This window comes from Synechococcus sp. SYN20 (assembly GCF_014279555.1).
In the GTDB taxonomy this organism is placed as follows: domain Bacteria; phylum Cyanobacteriota; class Cyanobacteriia; order PCC-6307; family Cyanobiaceae; genus Synechococcus_C.
On sequence record NZ_CP047959.1, the window covers coordinates 1,409,006 to 1,427,900 of the forward strand.

Genomic DNA, 18,895 nt, shown 5'->3' on the forward strand with positions numbered 1-18,895 from the left:
TTCAGATCACGCTGGAAGGCAGGTGTAAACCTATGTCCGTGTGGAATAGGCTTACATCCTGTTACATCCCGTGTAGAAGCACCAGGAGCACTATCTAGGGAAGCAATATCAACACCTTTTGTGTTCCTTGGAGGTGTTGTTCCCTCCACTGAGAATACACGTTTGGCTTTCATGAAGCCGTTATCTGCATCAGATTTACGTCGATCACCATTAAATGACGATCTCTTATCAGCAGGATGCTTCAGGTCAGACTTATTTAGTTTCTTAGGGGCTTTCATATGGAGCCTCTCTAGTAACTACAACTGCACCACTAGGTAATGAGGGATAAAGCCTTCCATTAACACCATTAGAAGCATCACCATCACTGAGAGCACAGTAATAACTGTCATCATCGGGTTGTTGTTTGCAGTAAAGAGTGCCTGAAGGAGGAGTATTAGAGGTAGATCCACCTAGTGGATAGATCACCTTCTTAGAGGTAGATCCACCTTGATCACGGTCATAAGAAGTGATGGGATCGTTCTGCATCCAGGGACGCTTGCCGTCACCACTCCATTGCATAGGGGAGGTCATTGTGTTGTTAGTTCTTTAACTTGTTTCTCAAGACGCTTCACAATGCGTGTAAGTGCAGAAACGTCTCGCCGTAAAGCTTGATTAGATAGAGATTCCTTCTCTTTATGTTGTTTCTCTAGGGCTTCCATCTGAGCCTTAGCGTCAGCTTGAGCAGAGGAGGCAAGACCCTTAGCAAACTTGGGAGAAGGACCATCTACAAGTCCTTCCTGTGGCCTATTACCGGCAACATTGGGTCGTAGATCCTTACCAGCACCACGAATAGCAATACTGTTCACTGGGGTTCTAGCCGTAGCTAGATCACCGTTGGATACAGCAACACCCGGGTTAGCAACAGCAACATCGATCATCTCTTGAGTGACACCAATGGGAAGATTATTGATAGACATAATTCCTATACACTAAATTTCATCAAACCAGCTTGAGCTGCTTGGTATGCAGTTCTCATAAGTTCTGAGGAAGACATAATCTGACTCAACACATCTCCTTTAGAAATCTTACCTTCAGACAACATTGTGTTGAGGGTAACTAAATCAGAACCATGTTCACCAAACTGTTCGATCAGTTGAGAAGCTTCTAACTCATTAAAAGCTGTATGTTCTGATTGGATGAGATCTGGGTTTGACTTAAGGGTGTCGAGTGTTGAGAAAGCTAGGGAAGCTTCTTCACCTTCAAAGGCAGTATTAAGGGCACGACTCGTTGACTCACCAAGAGATTGGCTGGCCCAAGAAAGAGTTTCATCAACACGTTCTTTACCGTACTGTGAGATAAGAGCATTAGTGATGCATTCATCTTCTTCTACTTCCTCATTAGGTTCGGGAGCTTTCTCGTTAGAGGAATGGACTGAACCACCTGTAGTAAGCATCTCAGCTAATTGCTGTGCTTCTACTTGCAAGATTGAGCTTTGAGTTGGATCTGTACAGTGAAAGAGTTCCTGTTGAACGGCCTGTAAGCGAGCTTCCGCTTTGGCCTTTCCTAGGGATACAACTTCATCAGTACCAACACCAACATCAGAGATGCGGTTCTTACGTGCAGCAAGGTCATTAGCTGTGTTTTCAAAAGCAACCTTCTGATTGAAGTCAGCTTGTTCTTGTGCTGATACTTCTTTGGTTTCGTTAGCTAACTCAGGAAGATAATCCTGAGGTTCTACTCTATAAGACATAAATTTAATACACGATCAATAAGGATCGGAGACAATACAAATAAGGTTTTGTATGAACACCCACGTCATAAGTAGACGGGTCACAACATATAGTTGGTTAAGTTCAATTCTCTCTGGTAGATTCGATCTACAGGATCACCCTATCTAAAGAGATCAGAGAAATTAGGTTGCAATACTAATAAACAAATAGAACTGCAAGTAATAGAAATAAGAAAAGTGTAGATTAAGCCCTAATACAAGTAAACGTCAGTAGTTATCACCGCGATCCTTAGACAATGGCAATAACAACAAAAAACTACAAACCACCTTTTATAGAAAACCAAAAAAAGATGAAAGATGAATGGGCGGGAGAACAGAATTAACTGCTCTCCCAAGCCGCATTATCCACACTGGAAAGCACCACTTTTCTAGATTTAAAGCATTTTAACGTCATACTCCAGGACAACAATAATTGAAGACCACGTATTGCAACGTGGAGACAGTTGAGCAGATTAAAACTCCCATCTACGCTTGTCCTTCGATTCCCTTGATCTATTTATTAGCACCACCACAGTCTAAAAGGCGGAGGGTCGCCAAGTGTTCAATCAATTAACCCCAAGAGACCAAGCGCCTCTGGGCTTCCCATTCCAATGAGTGAAGGAACATGTTCCCAACACTTTGATAGTGTTTGCCTTGTCTTCCGTAGAAGGGACAAACATTCTCTGGCAGTAAGGTCTCCAAGGTTTAATAAGCTAACTCCTAATTAAAAGTTTATTAGGACCAGTTCAATATTAATAAAAGGTATTCAACTGAACCCTAGAAAATTAGAAGTCATGATCAGGGTTACCTACGTTGTTCCAGTACTCTTCAGTCTGGTGTTCGTCAGCATCAAAGTATGGATCCACGAAGATAATAGTAAGCTGAGGGAACAACATCTCACCCTCACCTTTCGATTCTGGCTGAATGGTTACTTCCAGGCTTGTTTCTTCCTGGAGTAGTTCCTTCTCAGTTTCTGTGAAATCAGGAGCGTAAGGCTTGATAACACTCTCAAGGATCAAAGTATTTTTTGCACCAAAAGCTTCTGATGTATCCAACTTTACGTTAGGCCCAGCATTCTCCTCAAAGACCCTGTTCAGTTGATCTTTAAGGTCCATATCCCAAGGCTGTACAACCAATTGAAAACAACCAGTCATACGATCCTTGAATGATTGCATCTCTATTAATGAACCACTAACAAGACTGCAGCTAATACGATAATTAGTATTTAATTTAATCACTTTAAATTGTGTGGTGAATGTATTCCCACAGGACAACGCCTGAGGGGATACAAACACCGAAAGCACTCTGCTGGAATTGAACCAGCTCTAATTGACACCTGTGAGTACGTATGAGGCCAGTGTGAACAGTACTGACCTCAAGAGGGAATACAAGAACCACCACAGAACTTGCCCTAGATATTTGTAAAGCGCCTCTTGGGTGGGCGCTGTGATGGTCCAGTTCAGAGAAATAGAATTAACTGAACTAAGCAACGTTATGGAACATACGAGCAATCTTATGTACTCTTAGAGCTATGTGAGATGGAACAATCTTGTCGTTCTTAGAGATGTTATCTTCAAGAGGTGTGATTGATAAATTCCACCAATTATGTTCACCACCTTGGCTAAGTGGTAGTAGATGTTCTTCTGACCACTTGATACCCATGTAGTTGGTATCGTTCAACTCCTTTAAACGTGCTTGATGCTTTCGCATAGCGATCTCATCTTCAGCACTGTAGGTTTCCAACTCTTGATAAATGATGTTTCCATCTTCATCGTAGTCACGGTAAATTCCACGTCTCATAGCACTTGCTTGTGATTGCTTGACACGACCATGTAGGAACTCTGATTTGTAGCGTTTGTTGTTAGCGTTGTGTTGATCTCGGTTTTCATCTTGCCACTTAGTAGAATTCAGTCTTTGCCATTCAGCTTGCTCAGGATCACACCAACGTTGGATTGTTGATCTAGTTCTGCTAGTAATCCTTGCAATCTCAGCATAGTTACCGAGTTCAGAGTAAAGCTTTCGTGCTTTTCCTTCTCAGCTTCTGATGCTCTAGGTTTACGAACTATTCCAGCAGAATCAGAGTTCTTCTGAGCATGACATTTCGCACAGCCTGAGCCATTACATTGTTTTAGGAAGTCATTAGGGGTTACCTTGTATCTCCCATGTACTGGACACACAAGCCACATAGGCTGCATGTAACTTACCCACTCCTGACCATCCTCAACAACAAAGCCGGGAGCTAATAGCTTTACAGCAGTTGAGAATGATTCAATGGTCCAGGCAATACCACCTCTACCCTTAGGCAGTGTCGATTTGTAATCAATAAACTCTTGATTGTGCTTCACTGGACCACCCCACAAGTAGCAGCAACAGCAGAGACACAAACAGGAGCCTTATCTAAGACACCTGTACGACTCTGGAAGGCTTCTTTATCTTCCAATAGTCCTTGAGATAGTCCGCATGAATCCAGATAGATACAATCCCCTTGCCTGATTTGGTTCGGGTAACTTGATTGTTTTTCCAGTAGTGGTCTAGTGGTGTCATTAGATGAAGATGTTCTAGTGGTCTTTGTGACACTTGACGTGTTATTCATTTGATTTAGTTAGTTTTACTTAACGTAAATGCCGTACATAGCAAAATCATTGACAAGAGATTTGCACCCTTGTGTACGCTCAACTAGAGCCAACGTTAATTAGTAGCTAAGTATTAGCTTTAACTATTCACTTAGCAGATCAGTAAACTGGACCACAACAATTTATGGTTCAGTTAACCTAATCAACAACAACAACTATCTTGATCATCTAAATACTCCTCAAGCCATTGGTCGGCAGAAAGAGGATAAAGATAATCATCTCCATTGCCAATAGGCGAAGGATCAAAGTCAGCAAGATATTCTTGATAGTCTTTGCATTGTTGTGGTGTCATAGTTGTTGTTGTTAATGGATTTCTTTTTAACTGGACCCCACGCTTGTTAAACAACTGCTAGTAATGCTTAAGCATCAGAGCAGTAATACAACAGGTTATGGTTCAGTCTTATAACTTATAAATACTATTACTAAGTCTTTAGTGTATAATTAATAATAATATAACTGAACCATAGTCATTACATACAACTGTTATTAATGCTTCGCATCTAAACAGTCTAATGTAGGGTATAAGGTATATCCTTAATTTGGATCTGAAAGGCATGAACGCACCCCCTTTATCCCCCAAATTCCGCAATGAAATCGAGTGATAAAGGAAGTGTGTTCAGCTCCAGTTCCAAATGAAAGTTTCATTTCGGAGTAGCTGCGATGCACGGGAACGACCCCTATCAAGTCCGTACAAAGGGCAGAGAAGATTGTTTTTATCTTTCTCTATTAGTACTGAGGAGGTAAAGCCTGTTGTACCAATACATTTACCCCTATAAAATCACCCAGCAGAACCTTTTGCGCAACGAGATTTGGTTCAGTTGAATCTCCCTAAATCACAGCAAACTCTTGTACACGACTCAATAGGTCACGTAAAGCTTGCTCAGGTAACCTACAAGCGATCTTGGTAAAGTTGTCCAGCATTGGCTGAACATTGCTTGGTTCGTACTCGTCTGAATACTTTTGATACTTGTGGACCAGCATTAAACTTATATCGTCCTCAGACAGCCATGTATGGGCCTGTGTGAGTTCTTGTCGTCTGTTTAGTGGCATTGTAAGTAAATAAGATTTAAGGCCCCTTACAGATGATTCTGGAGGGGCTGAGTAATTAATGAATTGAAAGAGGGTAAGGGAACTGAACCTCGCCCTCTATTTGTTTTCAACAGACCATGTATGCAGACCCTTTGCTGTCTGCTGGCTTGAACGTACCGAATGCAGGAACAGGGTTGTGTTGTCTGTCGATGTTGTTTTCGTCCAGGATTCCGTTCAGGTAGTCAAAGGTCGTGACCTTCTCGTAGCTCTGTTGAAAGCGTTGGATTAATTCGTTTCTCTGAGCACCTGGGCTACAACCAATGGAGTCGTGAATGAGAGAGTAAGAACCCTCATACCCGTCAACCATCTCAGCGAACACAGCAGCATCAGCAGCGTGAATCAAGTTTGGCGCAGTTGCCTTACTTACATCCTTAAAGCACACCTCAGGGGTTGGCTCATGGAGCTGTTGATCTCTGAAGTCCGTGATTGGGTTAAAGATGCTGTGGGTTGTCAGGTGATCAATCCGAAGCGCCTTGGCCCTTGTTTTTGGGTATCGCTGGATCATCACAGACCCATTAGGCATTGGAGCCCGTAGCTCTAGTACTGGATCGCCTTCATCGTTTAGGCGTGGGGTGTATTGAGCTTTCTTTGCTGGCTTACCAGCTTTAGTCATTGGGTTCTAGACCTGTACCCGTAAAGCAAGATCAGCCACATTCCTTGCCCATTCGACGTAAGCAGTCAGCGCAGGTACGGCGTGGTTCAGACCAGCTTCAAAGAAGGGTGCTAGGCCCCTTGCCTCATCAAGGCTCAGTTTCTTCTCTTTGCTGTGGAGGTGGATAAATTTCCACTTCTCACGCATCCCCTGAATGGTTCTGTTGATACCAGCTCCATAAAGGCGAGGTAGAAAACCACCTTTGATTCCTTTCCTTACAGCCTGACTCTTGGCAGGGTCAGTTGTGAAGAGATAACGGACTCTCTTCTCAGCCATATAGAGAACTGAACCATCTACTGCTCTTTTCACTTCCCCACGTACATCACGTAGAGGAACCCTGTAGTTGTCAGCCTTGATCATCTCCTGCATCTTTTCCTTGACACTTTTGTAAATGTCAAAAGGAACTGGACCTGGAAGACAATTTGTTGCCTTAGCTGTTTCCCCACTACCAGTCAAACCGGCAATGAGTTGTCCACCTGAACAAGTCGCATCCACATGGATAATGATCCCAGTAGTTAATGGACGTTCAGAAGATAAGAACAACCTTTTGTACTCAAGAGCACAGGCTAGGAAAGCCCAACAGTCATCCATTTCAGAGTATGTTCTCCAGAATGAGTCTGGTCCAGTAATAGAATCCAAGTCCCTTATAGAGTCCATAATCTCAGCTTTATGCTGAATGAACCATTGGCTACGTTGCTCCCAAGATTTCTTATCTTGGCCTGCAAATCCTGCTAAAGACCATTCAAGATGAGTCTGTGTTAGGTGATCAACAGGTACTTCGTTAGCAAACAGCAGGAGAGCCCGCTGGTAGCTCATGCCTTGGCTATTAAGCAGATGATTGGCACAGTAGGCACGGCCTCTGAATCCACCTTGTACAGGCAGCCAGAAGCGTTCTAGAGGAGCTACACGGTTAGCAAGTTCAAGGGTGTCAACAGTTAATGAAGCTTCTGATTCAGATCGCTTCTGCTGATAGACACTCCACTCCTTTTTACGGACTTTCCTCAATGCATCTCTGTCAGCTTTTTGCTGTTCAGACATATCTACAGGGGGTGGTCCAATCTCAGCACACTTCAGATAATGATCTCTGTGAGGGGCAGGAATAAAGTTGGCTTGTTCTCTCCAGTCCTGGTGAGGTTGCTGTTCAAGAGCGTTCATCACCTCCAAGATCTGTTTATTGATCTTGAATGGAACAGACTGCTGTCCGTTAATGAATCTCAAGTGCTGAGGGCTAGGAATAAATTCCCCTTTGAAACCACCAGTAAATGATCTCTTCATTAGAGACTGAGCCACACCAACGTAACCACCAGCTTGTCTAGCAGAGTGCAATCTAGGCGGGCAAACCATTACATCAGGAACAAAAGTTTTCCCAATTCGTGCTAGGTCCAGTCGATCAACAAAGATCTCAGCCGGCTCAGTTAGCCCGTAGAATTGTTCATTGAATCGATCAACTGTTTTAAACACCTGATACTCTAGGACCAGTTCACAGCCCTTTTCTGCATAGCTGATTAATTTTGCAGCTAATGCATGACCAAGGCGATTAGAGAAAGGCTTCCACTGGAGAACCTTGGCGAATGGAGTCAGGTCGTCATCAATGAATTCTTGAGCAACACCTTTCCTTTTGAGTCTGGTGTTAGTTTTCTTTTGCGACCAGCCAGCTTTATTATCATACGCATCAGCTAATATGAAATCAATAAGCTTGTCCTGACCTGTGTTTTTTGTGCATTCTCGTATGTATTTATGACACAAGTGGTCATTGATACGATCAGAAATAAGACTTTCTAGCTTATAAACGTTTGGTCTGGTGCCATAACGCTTACCAGATCCAGATACCTTGTCGATTGAACCGAGCAAAGGCATTCTGCAAGTATCAATCATTGTCAGTAGAACAATAAAAGCAATTTCATCTGAGTCCCAAAGATTAACGAACTTCTCATTAATCCTTGCTAGCTCACCTGTTGGTTTGCCGTCCTTATCAAGCTTTGGAAGGTTGATCAGTTGTTTGTTTGATAGATCCTTAAAGACTGGACCAATCAATGCAGAACCTAAGCCAGCACCTTGAAGGGTTTTCTCCATAGCTTGCTGGATCACTACTCCCGTGAATTCCAAACAGCGATCCAGGATCACTGAGCCACCCTGAGATCTGCTGTAGTCCATCCCTTCTTTTTGTTTCTGTAGCTTCTCCTTCGCTTTGAGCCTACCCATAGCTGAGGCTTGCTTCTCACGTTCTAGCTGTGCTGCTAGTTGTTCCCGTGTAGGTGCTACATAGTTTGCAGGTTTGTTTGAATTAATGTTATCCATGTGGTGGTAGTTGTATTCAAAATTAAATAGTTGATTTAGGTAACGCCATAGTGATCAAGCACAGACTTAATAGAATCAAATTGTTGTTCAGTTAATTCTGTTTCACCTGATTTGTAGCACATAGCTAGAACCATATAAGACTCAAGGATGCTCCTTTGAATGTTCAGTTCTGGGTTCTTCTGATAAACAGAGGTAATCCGTTCAGAGGCAATCCTTGCTACTTCTGGTGACCAATCCTTTACCCACTGAAGGTGTTGAATCCTCATCAGGTTCAGTTCATTTTGCTGGTTATCATCAAGGCCGTTATAAACTCTGGATGGGATCATTTGCCTTCTTCTAAATAACCTGATTCAATAAGAGCTTTCCTGACAATCCAGGAGATAGGACGATCTAGCTTTAGTGATTGCTCTTGTAGCTGTTGCATGTCAGCTAAGGAGACTCTGCTGAAGATCGTCTCTCGCATAGCTCCTGCTTTTGGTCTTGATTGAGTTCGTGCCATTTGGATCAGTTTCCTTTAGTAGTTTTTGATTGGCCCTGAGTGGCCTCCTGCTGGGCCTCTAATGCTCTGATTTCTGCTGATAGTGCTTTGGCTTCCTTCCACATGTTCTCCGCTGATGCAAGGGACAATGTGTAGGACTTAGCCAAACAGTTCTCTAAGCAGATCAAGGCACGTTTACGAGCATCGATAAAGATCTGATGCTCTTCGACTGTGGTTGGTTCAGTCTTTAATGTTGTCTTGGTATTGGTCTTAGTCATTTGAGTTTTCCTCATTTTTATTTTTGAGTTTGGTGATCTGTCCTTTTGCGTTGGACAGCTGACGCTTAAGCTGCTGGATCACTTCCTTTTGTTGATTCTGATAATCAAGGAGTGACTCAATTACGTGTTGGCTCATGCTGCTTTAGTAATTAGTTAGCGTGTGAATGAACAGGTGTTTGAAGCAACTGTCTTTGGATTTCTTCCATTAAGTTTTCCATTCTATCTCTATCTAATTCGACAGTGATCTCTTGCCTACTTACATAGCATTCTTCTGTAGATACAGTGATGTGATAATGAGTTAGGTCGCATTCATCACAAAGAAAGTTTTCAAATAGCATGGTTAATTAGTAATTGTTCAGTCAGATTTGGTCAATACAAAAGGGAAGCACGATTAAGTACCTCCCTCTTAGGGCTTACATAGCAAAAAGCTACTGCCAAGGATTTATTAATTAGAAACTGAAACCAAAGCTGTTGATATTTTCAAAGCCTATGGATCAGTTCAATTAGTTATTAAGGGTCAACACAACAGCCAGTCTTGGCCCCTGTCGCCTTGCTTAGGTGACGCCAATGGAATTAGCTGTCGCCTTGCTTAATTAACTCCAATGGCTGGATCCATTCCAGCGCAGTCGTTTCAGCCAAAAGCAGATTGCCTCTGTGGCTACCTCTCTTGCTTAAGTGACTTCAATGGAATTAGCTGTCCTCTTCCATAGTGGCGGCAGTATCTGAGATCAACACCAACGCAACGGATTACAGCGAAATCTAAGCACCCGTAGTAATACTTCTCTTGCATACATGACGCCAATGGCTTCAGGTGTCTTCTTCTTAATTGACTCCAATAGTGGAATCCATTGATACGACAAGGTTTCTGGCCTTAGCAATTCCTTGAAGCGTTTAGACCGTCCAAATCGCTTCATCGTTGTCGTTGTCGCCTTCGTCTTCGTTCTTGCTCTCAAGTAGTGGCAGTAGATCGGCAGCCTTCCTAATCGCCTCCTGAACTGTCTTCATTGGCCAGCCTTGATCAATCAACGTACCGGCAAGGATGTGAATGTGAGCCTTATATCTTTAGTAGGTATCTCGATAGGTTCTCACCACTCTTGAGAGATGATGAATACCTGAATAGCAGTTAGGGCACAGAATGCTGTATTGGAGGAAAAATAAACTTATAAATAGACCGCCAAGCAGTTATCTTGTGACGCTTATTATCGCAATTGCTTTGCTGCGGCAAATTATCTATCTACTGGCAAAGAAAACATCAATAGCGCCCTCAGACCTGCCGCCCAATCTAAAAACAGTAGTAACCGTGCCAGGTAATCAACGCCTCAAATGACCGCAACTCAATAAAAAAGGGTCTTTACAGCCCCTTTGTGATGACTGGTTTTGTAAGTGTGGCGGGATGTCAGGTAAAATTGGTCAGGAAGGACCAAAAAAGGCACCTAAATTTCCGGCGCAAGCACCAGCGTTCTTTGTACACTGCCCCTCCGCAAACGACTGCACAAGCGTCTTGCCTGACCCCTCAGTATCTTCCGCATCCATCAACGAAATCTTCGGGGTGACCCACTCCAACTTTTCTTGAACGGACACTAAATTGTCGTTTAAGTCAGTAGACATTTAAGCAATCCAAATTTTTCTTAGTATGTCCTCTTCACGTTGTGATCAGTAGCAAATGGATGAACCTTTAACTGAATTCATGCACTATTGGGACCATTGTCGCTCCGCTGAGTACAACCGCACCCTTAAGCGCTTGCTTACGCCAGAACCCCACAGGGCATCCCATTAGCAGCAGAACACGCCAAATCAATAATCAATTTTCCAATCAAAAAATGCCCTCAGGCATCTCTCAAGTACTCACCAGAGCAACAACACGCTTCCGGTTTTAGCTGATACCCCACATCCCAAAGCCTTTGAGCTAGCTCCTGGTGATCGTTCTCCCATAACACGGTTACGGCTTGGAGGAGGGCCTTGCGCTGAGAGATTAACTCTCGTGGATCTCTTTGGTAGCGTTGATAGTTCATGAATTGGTTTGGTTCAGGTTTTGATATCTAGAAAGAATGATTTAATTAGGACTGCACCATCGACCATCTACGTGCTGTTGAAGCACTAACTGCATAGCGGTCTCCTATCTGTTTCCAAGTTGCACCGTTCTTCTTAAGGCGATTAATACGGGTGCTCTTGCTTTCCGTTAGCCAGAGGATCACCAGCACAGGGAGCAGCACCAAGGCTGCTACCCAAGCCATTGCACAAGCAGTCATGATCAGCATTCCTCCTCAATAACTTCACCAGAAAGGTGATCAATCAAGTGAGCCAACCAGTTGCCGTAGATGCTGCAATTGGCTTGACCTTCGAGATCTTTCTCCAGTAGGGCAACAAGCTTTAGGGCTTGCTTGATTTGTTCTTTAGTCATTGTTGTTGTTGGTATTGCTTTGGGGATGCGTAGTGCATACCCCATTGGCAAATAAAAAGGCTTTCGCTCAATCCCTCCTGGCTTCCCTGTGTTGGCTTCCAAGTCCGTCACCCGTTTCTTTGGGGTGAGGCGTCTCGGTCCATCAGCACAGTGCTTTGCGTCAGTCCTTTGGGGGTGAGCAGTGGTTAGAGGAGAGGTTTGCTTTTCCTCTCTTGCCCGTCTTAACCAGTTTGGCCTTGGGTAATAGCCATTGATAACTCTTAGGTGCCAGTTGTACCATTGGTTCATACCCGGTGTCATAGGATCGTCTTTATGAGAGGGCTTCCTTGTAATGCCAATAGACGAAACCAAAAACGTAAGGATCGTGTTCGTTGTTAGCCATGAAACACGCAAGGAGTTAGACGCCCTAGCTAAGAAAGATCGCAGACCGTTAGGCGCTTACCTTCGCAACCTCTGTGAGGATCACATTGTGAATGAAACTAAAGAGAAGTAATCAATTCCTTTGGTTCAGGTATTAATACTTATCCCTTGTCTTATCTTTTATTCCAACTGGTCCAGAGCCCTTCTCATGGTCTCAATATCAACAGAACCATACACACCTGTGATGCTTGTCTTTGATGGGCTGTGACCAAATAGTTTGCCAATGGTTCTTTCATTAACGTCCTTCATTCGTAAGCAGCTTGCAGCCCAATCTCTCGTGGCTTTTGGTGATACACCGAGGATGTCATTCCAATGCATTCCTTCTGCCCACCTAGCTCTCTTTGGGTTGTAAGCCCAAGGGAAGATGAGGCCAGATGAATCTCCATCTACTCCCTTAAAGATCTCCATGAGCTTGGGATGGATAGGAATAACTCTCTCTCTAAATACATTCTTTAGTGGCCTTGTTTCGTGTGCCTTAAAGCTGATTGTTCCATTGTCTAGATCTATATCTTCCCACCTCAATCCTGCCGCTTCTGAAGCATGACTACCTGACCACCTCAAGATGTGCCATAGGAGTTGATGGTGCTTAGGCAGCTTGTACCAGTTCTTATCTGCTTCATCAAGTCTCACCACCTCCTTAACCGTTGCCTTACTCCTGATCCTTTTGGTTAGTCCTTCAAAGGGGTTGGTATCTATCCACCCTTCATCAACAGCAACGTTGAACAACCCAGAGAGAAACCTCAGCCTGGTCTTTGTGGTGCTGGCTGCTGTGGTGCTCAGGAGGTGCTGTCTATAGGCCAAGGCATCCTCACGAGTCAGAGCGGTGATGAACTGCCGCTGGCTGTGTTCCATGAGCTTCTCTAGGTGCCTCTCCCACTCCTTCCTTGTGCTCACTGCTGGACCCTTCAGGAGCGTTGCAAGGGTGATTAGGTCATCAGCTGTCTTGGGTGGCTTTGCTGTCCCATCCAGCACTCCTGTGGCTAGCTCATGCAATTCCACATAGCGATGGTTAGGTGTGCCTATGTCATCCAGATACATGGGCTCCCTGGTGAATCCTCCGATCACCTCATGCAGATCGATTCCCTCCCTATCCATATCTTTTTTCAACTGTTCCCTATCTGGCATCAACGACAGGATCTGCTGCTCAGGGTCCAGTTGCTCTCCCTTTGCTTTCCTAATCAGCTCATCGGTCTCCTCAAGGAAGACCAGAGCGTTTCTCTTTGCCTCACCAATGGTGTTCCCTGCCTTTCTCCTCCACATGGCACAGCCAATGGCACCGGAAAGCTTTGGAGGCACCCTGCGTTGGAAATACCAACCATCTCTCCCCTGCCGTCTGGTTAGGTATTGATTTCGGGTAGACACGGGCTTGCTTCTGTTGTGTTGTATGCCCACAATGTAAGCCCAGCATCAGCTGACTTGCCAGTTATGAAGCCCTATCTGGCTTGTCATGCCTTAAGCTTCGGATCTTGCTGAATTGCAGCATGAAATGTCCAATCCCTCTCTGATCCTATGGAGCCAAGTTCCTTCGATCCGAGCTTGCCCAGCATTCGCTTGCTGCAGACCTGGATTCGTGAACGCAAAATCCTCAGTCTTGAATTAACCGATGGGCGTCGGCTGATTGGAGTGCTGATCTGGCAAGACCAACACTGTTTGGCGCTTCAACCAACGGATTCTGACGACCCGGTTTTGATCAGTCGTGCCGGCATGCTCCTGGTCCGGCCGTTGCCCAGGGGCCTTTAAAAAACTGCATTTGTGTCACGATCTGTCCAAATGGTCTCTTGTCGTGACGGCTTCCTCGTCCCCATCCGCCAGCCCAGCCTCTTCGGCGGCTGATCGGTATCAACCCCTCGCGCTCGAAGAGCACTGGCAAGAGCTTTGGAAGGAGCAGCGCCTCTATGAAACGCAGGACCCGAAGCCAGGTCAGCGCGCTTTTTATGCCTTGTCGATGTTTCCGTATCCCTCGGGAACGCTTCACATGGGGCATGTCCGTAATTATGTGATTACGGATGTGATTGCTCGGGTGCAACGCATGCGGGGTGATGCGGTGCTTCATCCCATGGGTTGGGATGCTTTTGGCTTACCAGCTGAAAATGCCGCCATTGAACGGAAGATCGAACCAGGCGTTTGGACAGATAGCAACATTGCTCAGATGCGAGGCCAGTTGGGTCGCCTGGGATTATCGATTGACTGGGATCGGGAGGTAGCGACCTGTCACAGCGATTACTACCGCTGGACGCAGTGGCTGTTCCTGGAACTTCATGCCGGCGGGCTTGCTTACCAAAAGGACGCCACTGTCAATTGGGATCCTGTTGATCAAACGGTGCTTGCCAATGAGCAAGTGGATGCTGATGGACGCTCCTGGCGCTCTGGAGCGTTGGTGGAAAAGCGGGACTTGCGTCAATGGTTTTTACGCATCACCGATTATGCCGATGCCCTGCTGGATGATCTTGACCAACTTCAGGGTTGGCCTGAACGCGTCCGCACCATGCAGGCTAATTGGATCGGCCGTTCTATTGGTGCGGAGATCGATTTTGAAGTTGAAGCTCATCCAGAGACTTCAATCACTGTTTTTACAACGCGTCCAGACACGTTGTTTGGAGTGAGTTATCTCGTTTTGGCTCCCGATCACGCTCTTGTTGATCAACTCACCACAAGCGATGAACGCATTTCAGTTACTGCGTTCCGGGATCTCATGGCTGAACTGAGTCAAGAGGAGAGGACGTCTGATGATCAACCAAAACGTGGGGTTCCCACCGGTGCAGTAGCGATTAATCCAGCGAATGGTGAATCGATTCCCATTTGGATTGCCGATTACGTGCTGGCTGATTATGGAACTGGCGCTGTCATGGGAGTGCCGGCCCATGATGTTCGAGATTTTTCATTCGCTCGGCAACATGAACTGCCTGTTCAACGGGTCATTGAAGTTGCAGGAACCAATGAACATCTCAATGATGGGGAAGCTTGGACAGGACCAGGCACCTTGATTCACAGTGCAAGTTTTAGTGGATTAACAAATGAAGAGGCTAAAACTGCGATTACTAATCATGGGGCAGAGAAAGGTTGGGCTCGGGCTAAACGTCAATACAGGCTTCGAGATTGGTTGATTTCCCGTCAACGGTATTGGGGATGCCCAATCCCAATCATTCATTGTGATGATTGTGGTGCTGTTCCAGTTCCCCGTGATCAGCTTCCTGTTGAATTGCCAACTGGAATTGATCTCAATGGGTCAGGCGGATCTCCCCTCGCTCGTGCCGAGGATTGGGTCAGTGTGAGCTGTCCTAAGTGCGGTAAACCAGCTCGACGCGAAACCGACACGATGGATACCTTTATGTGTTCATCGTGGTATTACTTGCGATTTGCAGATCCTCATAATCGAGATCTTCCATTTGATGCAACCTCGGTTAATCGTTGGTTACCGGTTAAGCAGTATGTGGGGGGGATTGAACATGCAATTCTGCACTTATTGTATGCACGCTTTTTTACTAAGGCACTGAATGATCGTGATTTACTCGAGACAAATGAACCTTTTGAACGCTTGCTAACGCAAGGCATGGTGCAAGGCACGACCTACCGCAATCCGAGAACAGGGCGTTATGTCTCTCCAGCGGTGGTGACGGATGAATCCAATCCCCTCGATCCAGATGACGGTGGACCGTTAGAGGTTTTATTCGAGAAAATGTCCAAGTCGAAGCACAACGGTGTGGATCCTGCTGCTGTGATTGATCGCTACGGCGCTGATACCGCTCGGATGTTCATTCTGTTTAAAGCTCCTCCAGAAAAAGATTTGGAATGGGACGACGCGGATGTAGAGGGTCAATTCCGTTTCTTGCAGCGTCTTTGGCGGCTGGTGGATGCGGAGGTTAGTCATGACGCTGCCTCCCCTGCAACAGGTGAATCAGACAGTGAGATGCGTCGGGCCGTGCACCAAGCCATCAAGGCTGTTAGCGAGGATCTCAGTGATGATTTTCAGTTCAATACGGCGATTTCGGAGCTGATGAAGCTGAGCAATGCCCTCTCCTCTGGCTTCTCTCAAGCCTCTACGGGTGTGCGCCAAGAAGCGATGTCTGCTCTCGTGCGCTTACTTGCGCCATTTGCACCTCACCTAGCCGAGGAGTTTTGGCAACGACTCGGTGGTCAAGACAGTGTCCACCGTCAGCCATGGCCAGACCACGACCCTGATGCCCTGGTCATGGACTCCATTGAAGTGGTGATTCAAGTCAAAGGGAAGGTGCGGGGATCGATGTCCGTTGCCGTTGATTGCAGCAAGGAAGAGCTAGAGCGCTTGGCTCTTGCCAGTGACGTGGCTCAACGCTGGCTGGAAGGCAAGCCCCCCAGACGCGTGATTGTGGTTCCCGGAAAGCTCGTCAACCTGGTGCCAAGCACCTAACCGATCAACCTTTGCTAAAGCGCAGTGAGGCTGGACTGTCCCAGCTTCCCTGTGCCATATATCCACGATCGTTGCCCGTGAGATGACGCAGGATCCAGAAAATGGCTTCTTCGGTGCCTGATCCAATGGCCTTCTGGATGTCGGCTGCAGATCTGGACACTCCGTCGGATAAGACATCTTCTACTTGCTTTTGCAGATTGAGAATGGCGGCTGCGGCTTTTTTTCCTGCTTCGACACCTGGTTGGTGATAGGCATTCACATTGACCAATTCCCCATACAAACCAACGGCCCTCTCAAACAAAGCGATCAGTGCTCCGAGACGGCGCGCATCAAAGCTACGCATGCTGATACTCAAGCTTTGGCGTCCTCCTTCCGTGAGTGCTGAGCGCGTTCCTTGCAGAAACCCATCGAGGAAGTCACCAGGACGCTCCCCTTCGATCGAAGGGATGTCATCCACATCACGCAGGACTTCGATGAAGGTCACGAAAAAATTATCGATTCCGTCACGCAATTGCTGAACGTAGGCATGTTGGTCTGTTGATCCCTTATTTCCATACACGGCAATGCCTTGATGCACTTCTTTCCCATCGCGATCGAGGTGTTTACCAAGTGATTCCATTACCAGCTGTTGGAGGTAACGACTAAAAACCTCTAGTCGATCCCGATAAGGAAGTACGACCATGTCGCGTTTGCCTTTGCCTTCGCCTGCGGCATACCAGGCTGCGGCCATCAGTGCTGCTGGATTGCGACGCACATCTGGACAGCGCGTGGCTTCATCCATTTGGGCTGCACCTGCCAAGAAGCCACGGATATCGCAACCGATCAAGGCGCCTGGTATTAAACCAACAGCACTCGTGATGCTGGTTCGACCACCAATCCAGTCGAACATGTCGAAACGCTGGAGCCAGTTTTCTTTTTCAGCCTGCTGATCAAGCTTGCTACCCGCCATGGTGACCACGACCGCTTGCCCTGGCCAACTGCCTCCATGGGCTTCGAGGCGATGTCTGGCTTGTTCCATGCCGAGGTGAGGTTCGGGTGTTCCCCCCGATTTGCTCACCGTGATCACCAACGTTGTACGGAGACGTTCCCCCAGGCTTGCAAGAACCAGGCTTATGCCATTGGGATCCACGTTGTCGAAAAAGTGGAACGGCAGGCCTACGGCATGGTCCTGAAGAGCGCGAACCATGAGCAAAGGACCGAGAGCACTCCCTCCAATCCCGATCCAAAGGACATCAGTAAAGGGCTGTCCGTTAGGTGCCTGAATGGATCCAGCAAGAATTGATTGACCGAATTGATCGATGGCATCAATTTCAGCAGAGATGCTCGCCCCAACCTGTGGATCCGGTGCTAGGTGCGGCTGGCGTAACCAATAGTGGCCAACTTGACGCTGCTCATCGGCGTTGGCGATCGCACCCCCCTCGAGTTCTTCCATCGCCTTGAACGCTTGTTCCAGGCGGGGAGTGAGCGCCTCGAGAGCAGAACTATTGAGATGCATGCGACTGACATCAAGCCAGAGCCCGAGATCGTCGTGATACCAAAGCAAATCGCAAAAGCGTTGCCACTGGGTCTGGCTATCGATGGCGCTGAAATCCGGGAAGCTCATCTCTTGCGGAGAACCTTCATCCCTGAACCTATCCGTGATTGTCCGAGATGCCCACGAATTGGAATATCACGGTTATTCTCTCGGCGGAAACGTGGTCTGTGTTTTGTGCGTGTGCTTGGACGTCAGATTGTTGCCATAACGGGAGTTCTGGGCTTCATCTGTTTGTCCGTTGCTCACCTTCGCAGCACCGCGAAACTGCCACTAGTCGATGCTGAGATCCAGACGCAGCCTCTGCATGGAGATCCGAGTGTCTTCAGCCCAGAAGAGCTTTTGCTGCTGCAGCGTCGTTTTGGTGTGCATGGACCACAAACGCAACTTGCTCAATTGTTCACCCGGGGTATGGACCAATTCCAACCTCTGCGAACGCAAACGGTCAATCGACTTCAAGAACTCAAGCCCGTGATTAAGCGGGAATCGAGACGTTATCGGGTGAATCCGATGCTGGTTACGGCCATCTTGTTTGATGAAATACAGCATTCCAAGCCGGGAGAAGATCTGCCTTTTGTTGTCCATTCCGGACTTGTGTCAACGCATGGACCTGCTCAGCTTGGAATTAGTGAGTTGATTCATCAAGGTCGACTTCCCATGCAACCATCAAAAGTTGAAATCGCTGAAGCTAGAAATCTTTTGATGAATTCCGAGGCCAATGTTGAATTACTTGCAGCAAAGATAGCTCGACTAAAAAAAGAGTTAGGCCTCTCTCCCGATCAAGTTTTAATTGCGAGTCGCTCGTATGTTGATGCCAAAGCGATCGCAACCCTGGCTTATCTCCATAATGGCAAACTTGATTATCCCAGGCGTGTGTTGCGATACATGCAAGACACTGAGTTGCATGGCCTAATCTTTTCTGAACGTCGTCCAATTACTCAGCCGTTGGTTTGAATACTGATAGAAGTTAATCATTTGAAT

Annotated in this window: 19 protein-coding genes; 3 read left to right on the forward strand and 16 right to left on the reverse strand. The window is 46.4% G+C overall.

Annotated elements, in window-relative coordinates:
* Window positions 1-264 precede the first annotated feature (264 nt).
* From SynSYN20_RS07335 to SynSYN20_RS07405, 15 genes are all read right to left on the reverse strand, one after another.
* Window positions 265-570 carry a hypothetical protein gene (locus tag SynSYN20_RS07335; RefSeq protein WP_186522629.1) on the reverse strand — a complete coding sequence of 102 codons (306 nt, stop codon included), beginning with the start codon at window positions 568-570 and terminating at the stop codon, window positions 265-267.
* Complete coding sequence (locus SynSYN20_RS07340) at window positions 567-956, reverse strand: hypothetical protein (protein ID WP_186522631.1); 390 nt, start codon at window positions 954-956, stop codon at window positions 567-569. Before SynSYN20_RS07340 ends, SynSYN20_RS07335 begins: the two co-directional genes overlap by 4 nt.
* Before the next feature lie 5 nt (window positions 957-961).
* Window positions 962-1,729: a hypothetical protein gene (locus tag SynSYN20_RS07345; RefSeq protein WP_186522633.1), complete on the reverse strand. Its 768-nt coding sequence runs from the start codon at window positions 1,727-1,729 to the stop codon at window positions 962-964.
* A gap of 803 nt (window positions 1,730-2,532) precedes the next feature.
* Window positions 2,533-2,922: a hypothetical protein gene (locus SynSYN20_RS07350; RefSeq protein ID WP_222929736.1), complete on the reverse strand. Its 390-nt coding sequence runs from the start codon at window positions 2,920-2,922 to the stop codon at window positions 2,533-2,535.
* A 307-nt stretch (window positions 2,923-3,229) separates the two neighbouring features.
* Entirely contained in the window at window positions 3,230-3,547 is a 318-nt protein-coding gene (locus tag SynSYN20_RS07355; protein ID WP_186522642.1) for a hypothetical protein, read from the reverse strand.
* Window positions 3,548-3,654: 107 nt separating this feature from the next.
* The gene (locus SynSYN20_RS07360) at window positions 3,655-4,092 is read right to left on the reverse strand and encodes a hypothetical protein (RefSeq protein ID WP_186522643.1); all 438 of its coding nucleotides are present in this window, start codon (window positions 4,090-4,092) and stop codon (window positions 3,655-3,657) included.
* 430 nt (window positions 4,093-4,522) lie between these two features.
* On the reverse strand, window positions 4,523-4,672 hold the full coding sequence (locus tag SynSYN20_RS07365) for a hypothetical protein (RefSeq protein WP_186522646.1): 150 nt from the start codon (window positions 4,670-4,672) through the stop codon (window positions 4,523-4,525).
* Window positions 4,673-5,536: 864 nt separating this feature from the next.
* Entirely contained in the window at window positions 5,537-6,082 is a 546-nt protein-coding gene (locus tag SynSYN20_RS07370; RefSeq protein WP_186522647.1) for a hypothetical protein, read from the reverse strand.
* A 6-nt stretch (window positions 6,083-6,088) separates the two neighbouring features.
* Complete coding sequence (locus SynSYN20_RS07375; RefSeq protein ID WP_186522649.1) at window positions 6,089-8,419, reverse strand: DNA-directed RNA polymerase; 2,331 nt, start codon at window positions 8,417-8,419, stop codon at window positions 6,089-6,091.
* A gap of 35 nt (window positions 8,420-8,454) precedes the next feature.
* Window positions 8,455-8,745: a hypothetical protein gene (locus tag SynSYN20_RS07380; protein WP_186522651.1), complete on the reverse strand. Its 291-nt coding sequence runs from the start codon at window positions 8,743-8,745 to the stop codon at window positions 8,455-8,457.
* 178 nt (window positions 8,746-8,923) lie between these two features.
* A complete protein-coding gene (locus SynSYN20_RS07385) occupies window positions 8,924-9,175 on the reverse strand; it encodes a hypothetical protein (RefSeq protein WP_186522653.1) in 252 nt (83 codons plus the stop codon).
* 1,826 nt (window positions 9,176-11,001) lie between these two features.
* Entirely contained in the window at window positions 11,002-11,187 is a 186-nt protein-coding gene (locus SynSYN20_RS07390; RefSeq protein ID WP_186522655.1) for a hypothetical protein, read from the reverse strand.
* Window positions 11,188-11,232: 45 nt separating this feature from the next.
* Window positions 11,233-11,409 (reverse strand): hypothetical protein, encoded by a 177-nt coding sequence (locus tag SynSYN20_RS07395; RefSeq protein WP_186522657.1) that lies wholly within the window; start codon window positions 11,407-11,409, stop codon window positions 11,233-11,235.
* Window positions 11,410-11,426: 17 nt separating this feature from the next.
* The gene (locus SynSYN20_RS07400) at window positions 11,427-11,876 is read right to left on the reverse strand and encodes a hypothetical protein (RefSeq protein ID WP_186522659.1); all 450 of its coding nucleotides are present in this window, start codon (window positions 11,874-11,876) and stop codon (window positions 11,427-11,429) included.
* Between the two features lie 240 nt (window positions 11,877-12,116).
* Entirely contained in the window at window positions 12,117-13,292 is a 1,176-nt protein-coding gene (locus tag SynSYN20_RS07405) for a site-specific integrase (protein ID WP_255476195.1), read from the reverse strand.
* A gap of 213 nt (window positions 13,293-13,505) precedes the next feature.
* Between SynSYN20_RS07405 and SynSYN20_RS07410 the strand changes: the two genes are divergently transcribed.
* Together SynSYN20_RS07410 and leuS are read left to right on the forward strand one after the other, a co-directional pair.
* The gene (locus tag SynSYN20_RS07410) at window positions 13,506-13,736 is read left to right on the forward strand and encodes a hypothetical protein (RefSeq protein ID WP_186522661.1); all 231 of its coding nucleotides are present in this window, start codon (window positions 13,506-13,508) and stop codon (window positions 13,734-13,736) included.
* Window positions 13,737-13,779: 43 nt separating this feature from the next.
* Complete coding sequence (gene leuS, locus SynSYN20_RS07415) at window positions 13,780-16,383, forward strand: leucine--tRNA ligase (protein WP_186522664.1); 2,604 nt, start codon at window positions 13,780-13,782, stop codon at window positions 16,381-16,383.
* A gap of 4 nt (window positions 16,384-16,387) precedes the next feature.
* Here the strand turns inward: leuS and SynSYN20_RS07420 are convergent, their stop codons facing one another.
* Window positions 16,388-17,986 (reverse strand): glucose-6-phosphate isomerase, encoded by a 1,599-nt coding sequence (locus SynSYN20_RS07420; protein WP_186522666.1) that lies wholly within the window; start codon window positions 17,984-17,986, stop codon window positions 16,388-16,390.
* A 105-nt stretch (window positions 17,987-18,091) separates the two neighbouring features.
* Between SynSYN20_RS07420 and SynSYN20_RS07425 the strand changes: the two genes are divergently transcribed.
* The gene (locus SynSYN20_RS07425; RefSeq protein WP_186522668.1) at window positions 18,092-18,868 is read left to right on the forward strand and encodes a helicase DnaB; all 777 of its coding nucleotides are present in this window, start codon (window positions 18,092-18,094) and stop codon (window positions 18,866-18,868) included.
* The last annotated feature ends 27 nt before the right edge of the window (window positions 18,869-18,895 follow it).

Excerpts from the sequence above, each read along its gene's own strand:
- SynSYN20_RS07335 (WP_186522629.1), bottom strand. The coding sequence starts at position 570 with ATGACCTCCCCTATGCAATGGAGTGGTGACGGCAAGCGTCCCTGGATG.
- SynSYN20_RS07340 (WP_186522631.1), bottom strand. The coding sequence starts at position 956 with ATGTCTATCAATAATCTTCCCATTGGTGTCACTCAAGAGATGATCGAT.
- SynSYN20_RS07345 (WP_186522633.1), bottom strand. The coding sequence starts at position 1,729 with ATGTCTTATAGAGTAGAACCTCAGGATTATCTTCCTGAGTTAGCTAAC.
- SynSYN20_RS07350 (WP_222929736.1), bottom strand. The coding sequence starts at position 2,922 with ATGCAATCATTCAAGGATCGTATGACTGGTTGTTTTCAATTGGTTGTA.
- SynSYN20_RS07355 (WP_186522642.1), bottom strand. The coding sequence starts at position 3,547 with ATGAGACGTGGAATTTACCGTGACTACGATGAAGATGGAAACATCATT.
- SynSYN20_RS07365 (WP_186522646.1), bottom strand. The coding sequence starts at position 4,672 with ATGACACCACAACAATGCAAAGACTATCAAGAATATCTTGCTGACTTT.
- SynSYN20_RS07370 (WP_186522647.1), bottom strand. The coding sequence starts at position 6,082 with ATGACTAAAGCTGGTAAGCCAGCAAAGAAAGCTCAATACACCCCACGC.
- SynSYN20_RS07375 (WP_186522649.1), bottom strand. The coding sequence starts at position 8,419 with ATGGATAACATTAATTCAAACAAACCTGCAAACTATGTAGCACCTACA.
- SynSYN20_RS07380 (WP_186522651.1), bottom strand. The coding sequence starts at position 8,745 with ATGATCCCATCCAGAGTTTATAACGGCCTTGATGATAACCAGCAAAAT.
- SynSYN20_RS07385 (WP_186522653.1), bottom strand. The coding sequence starts at position 9,175 with ATGACTAAGACCAATACCAAGACAACATTAAAGACTGAACCAACCACA.
- SynSYN20_RS07390 (WP_186522655.1), bottom strand. The coding sequence starts at position 11,187 with ATGAACTATCAACGCTACCAAAGAGATCCACGAGAGTTAATCTCTCAG.
- SynSYN20_RS07395 (WP_186522657.1), bottom strand. The coding sequence starts at position 11,409 with ATGGCTTGGGTAGCAGCCTTGGTGCTGCTCCCTGTGCTGGTGATCCTC.
- SynSYN20_RS07400 (WP_186522659.1), bottom strand. The coding sequence starts at position 11,876 with ATGACACCGGGTATGAACCAATGGTACAACTGGCACCTAAGAGTTATC.
- SynSYN20_RS07410 (WP_186522661.1), top strand. The coding sequence starts at position 13,506 with ATGGAGCCAAGTTCCTTCGATCCGAGCTTGCCCAGCATTCGCTTGCTG.
- SynSYN20_RS07420 (WP_186522666.1), bottom strand. The coding sequence starts at position 17,986 with ATGAGCTTCCCGGATTTCAGCGCCATCGATAGCCAGACCCAGTGGCAA.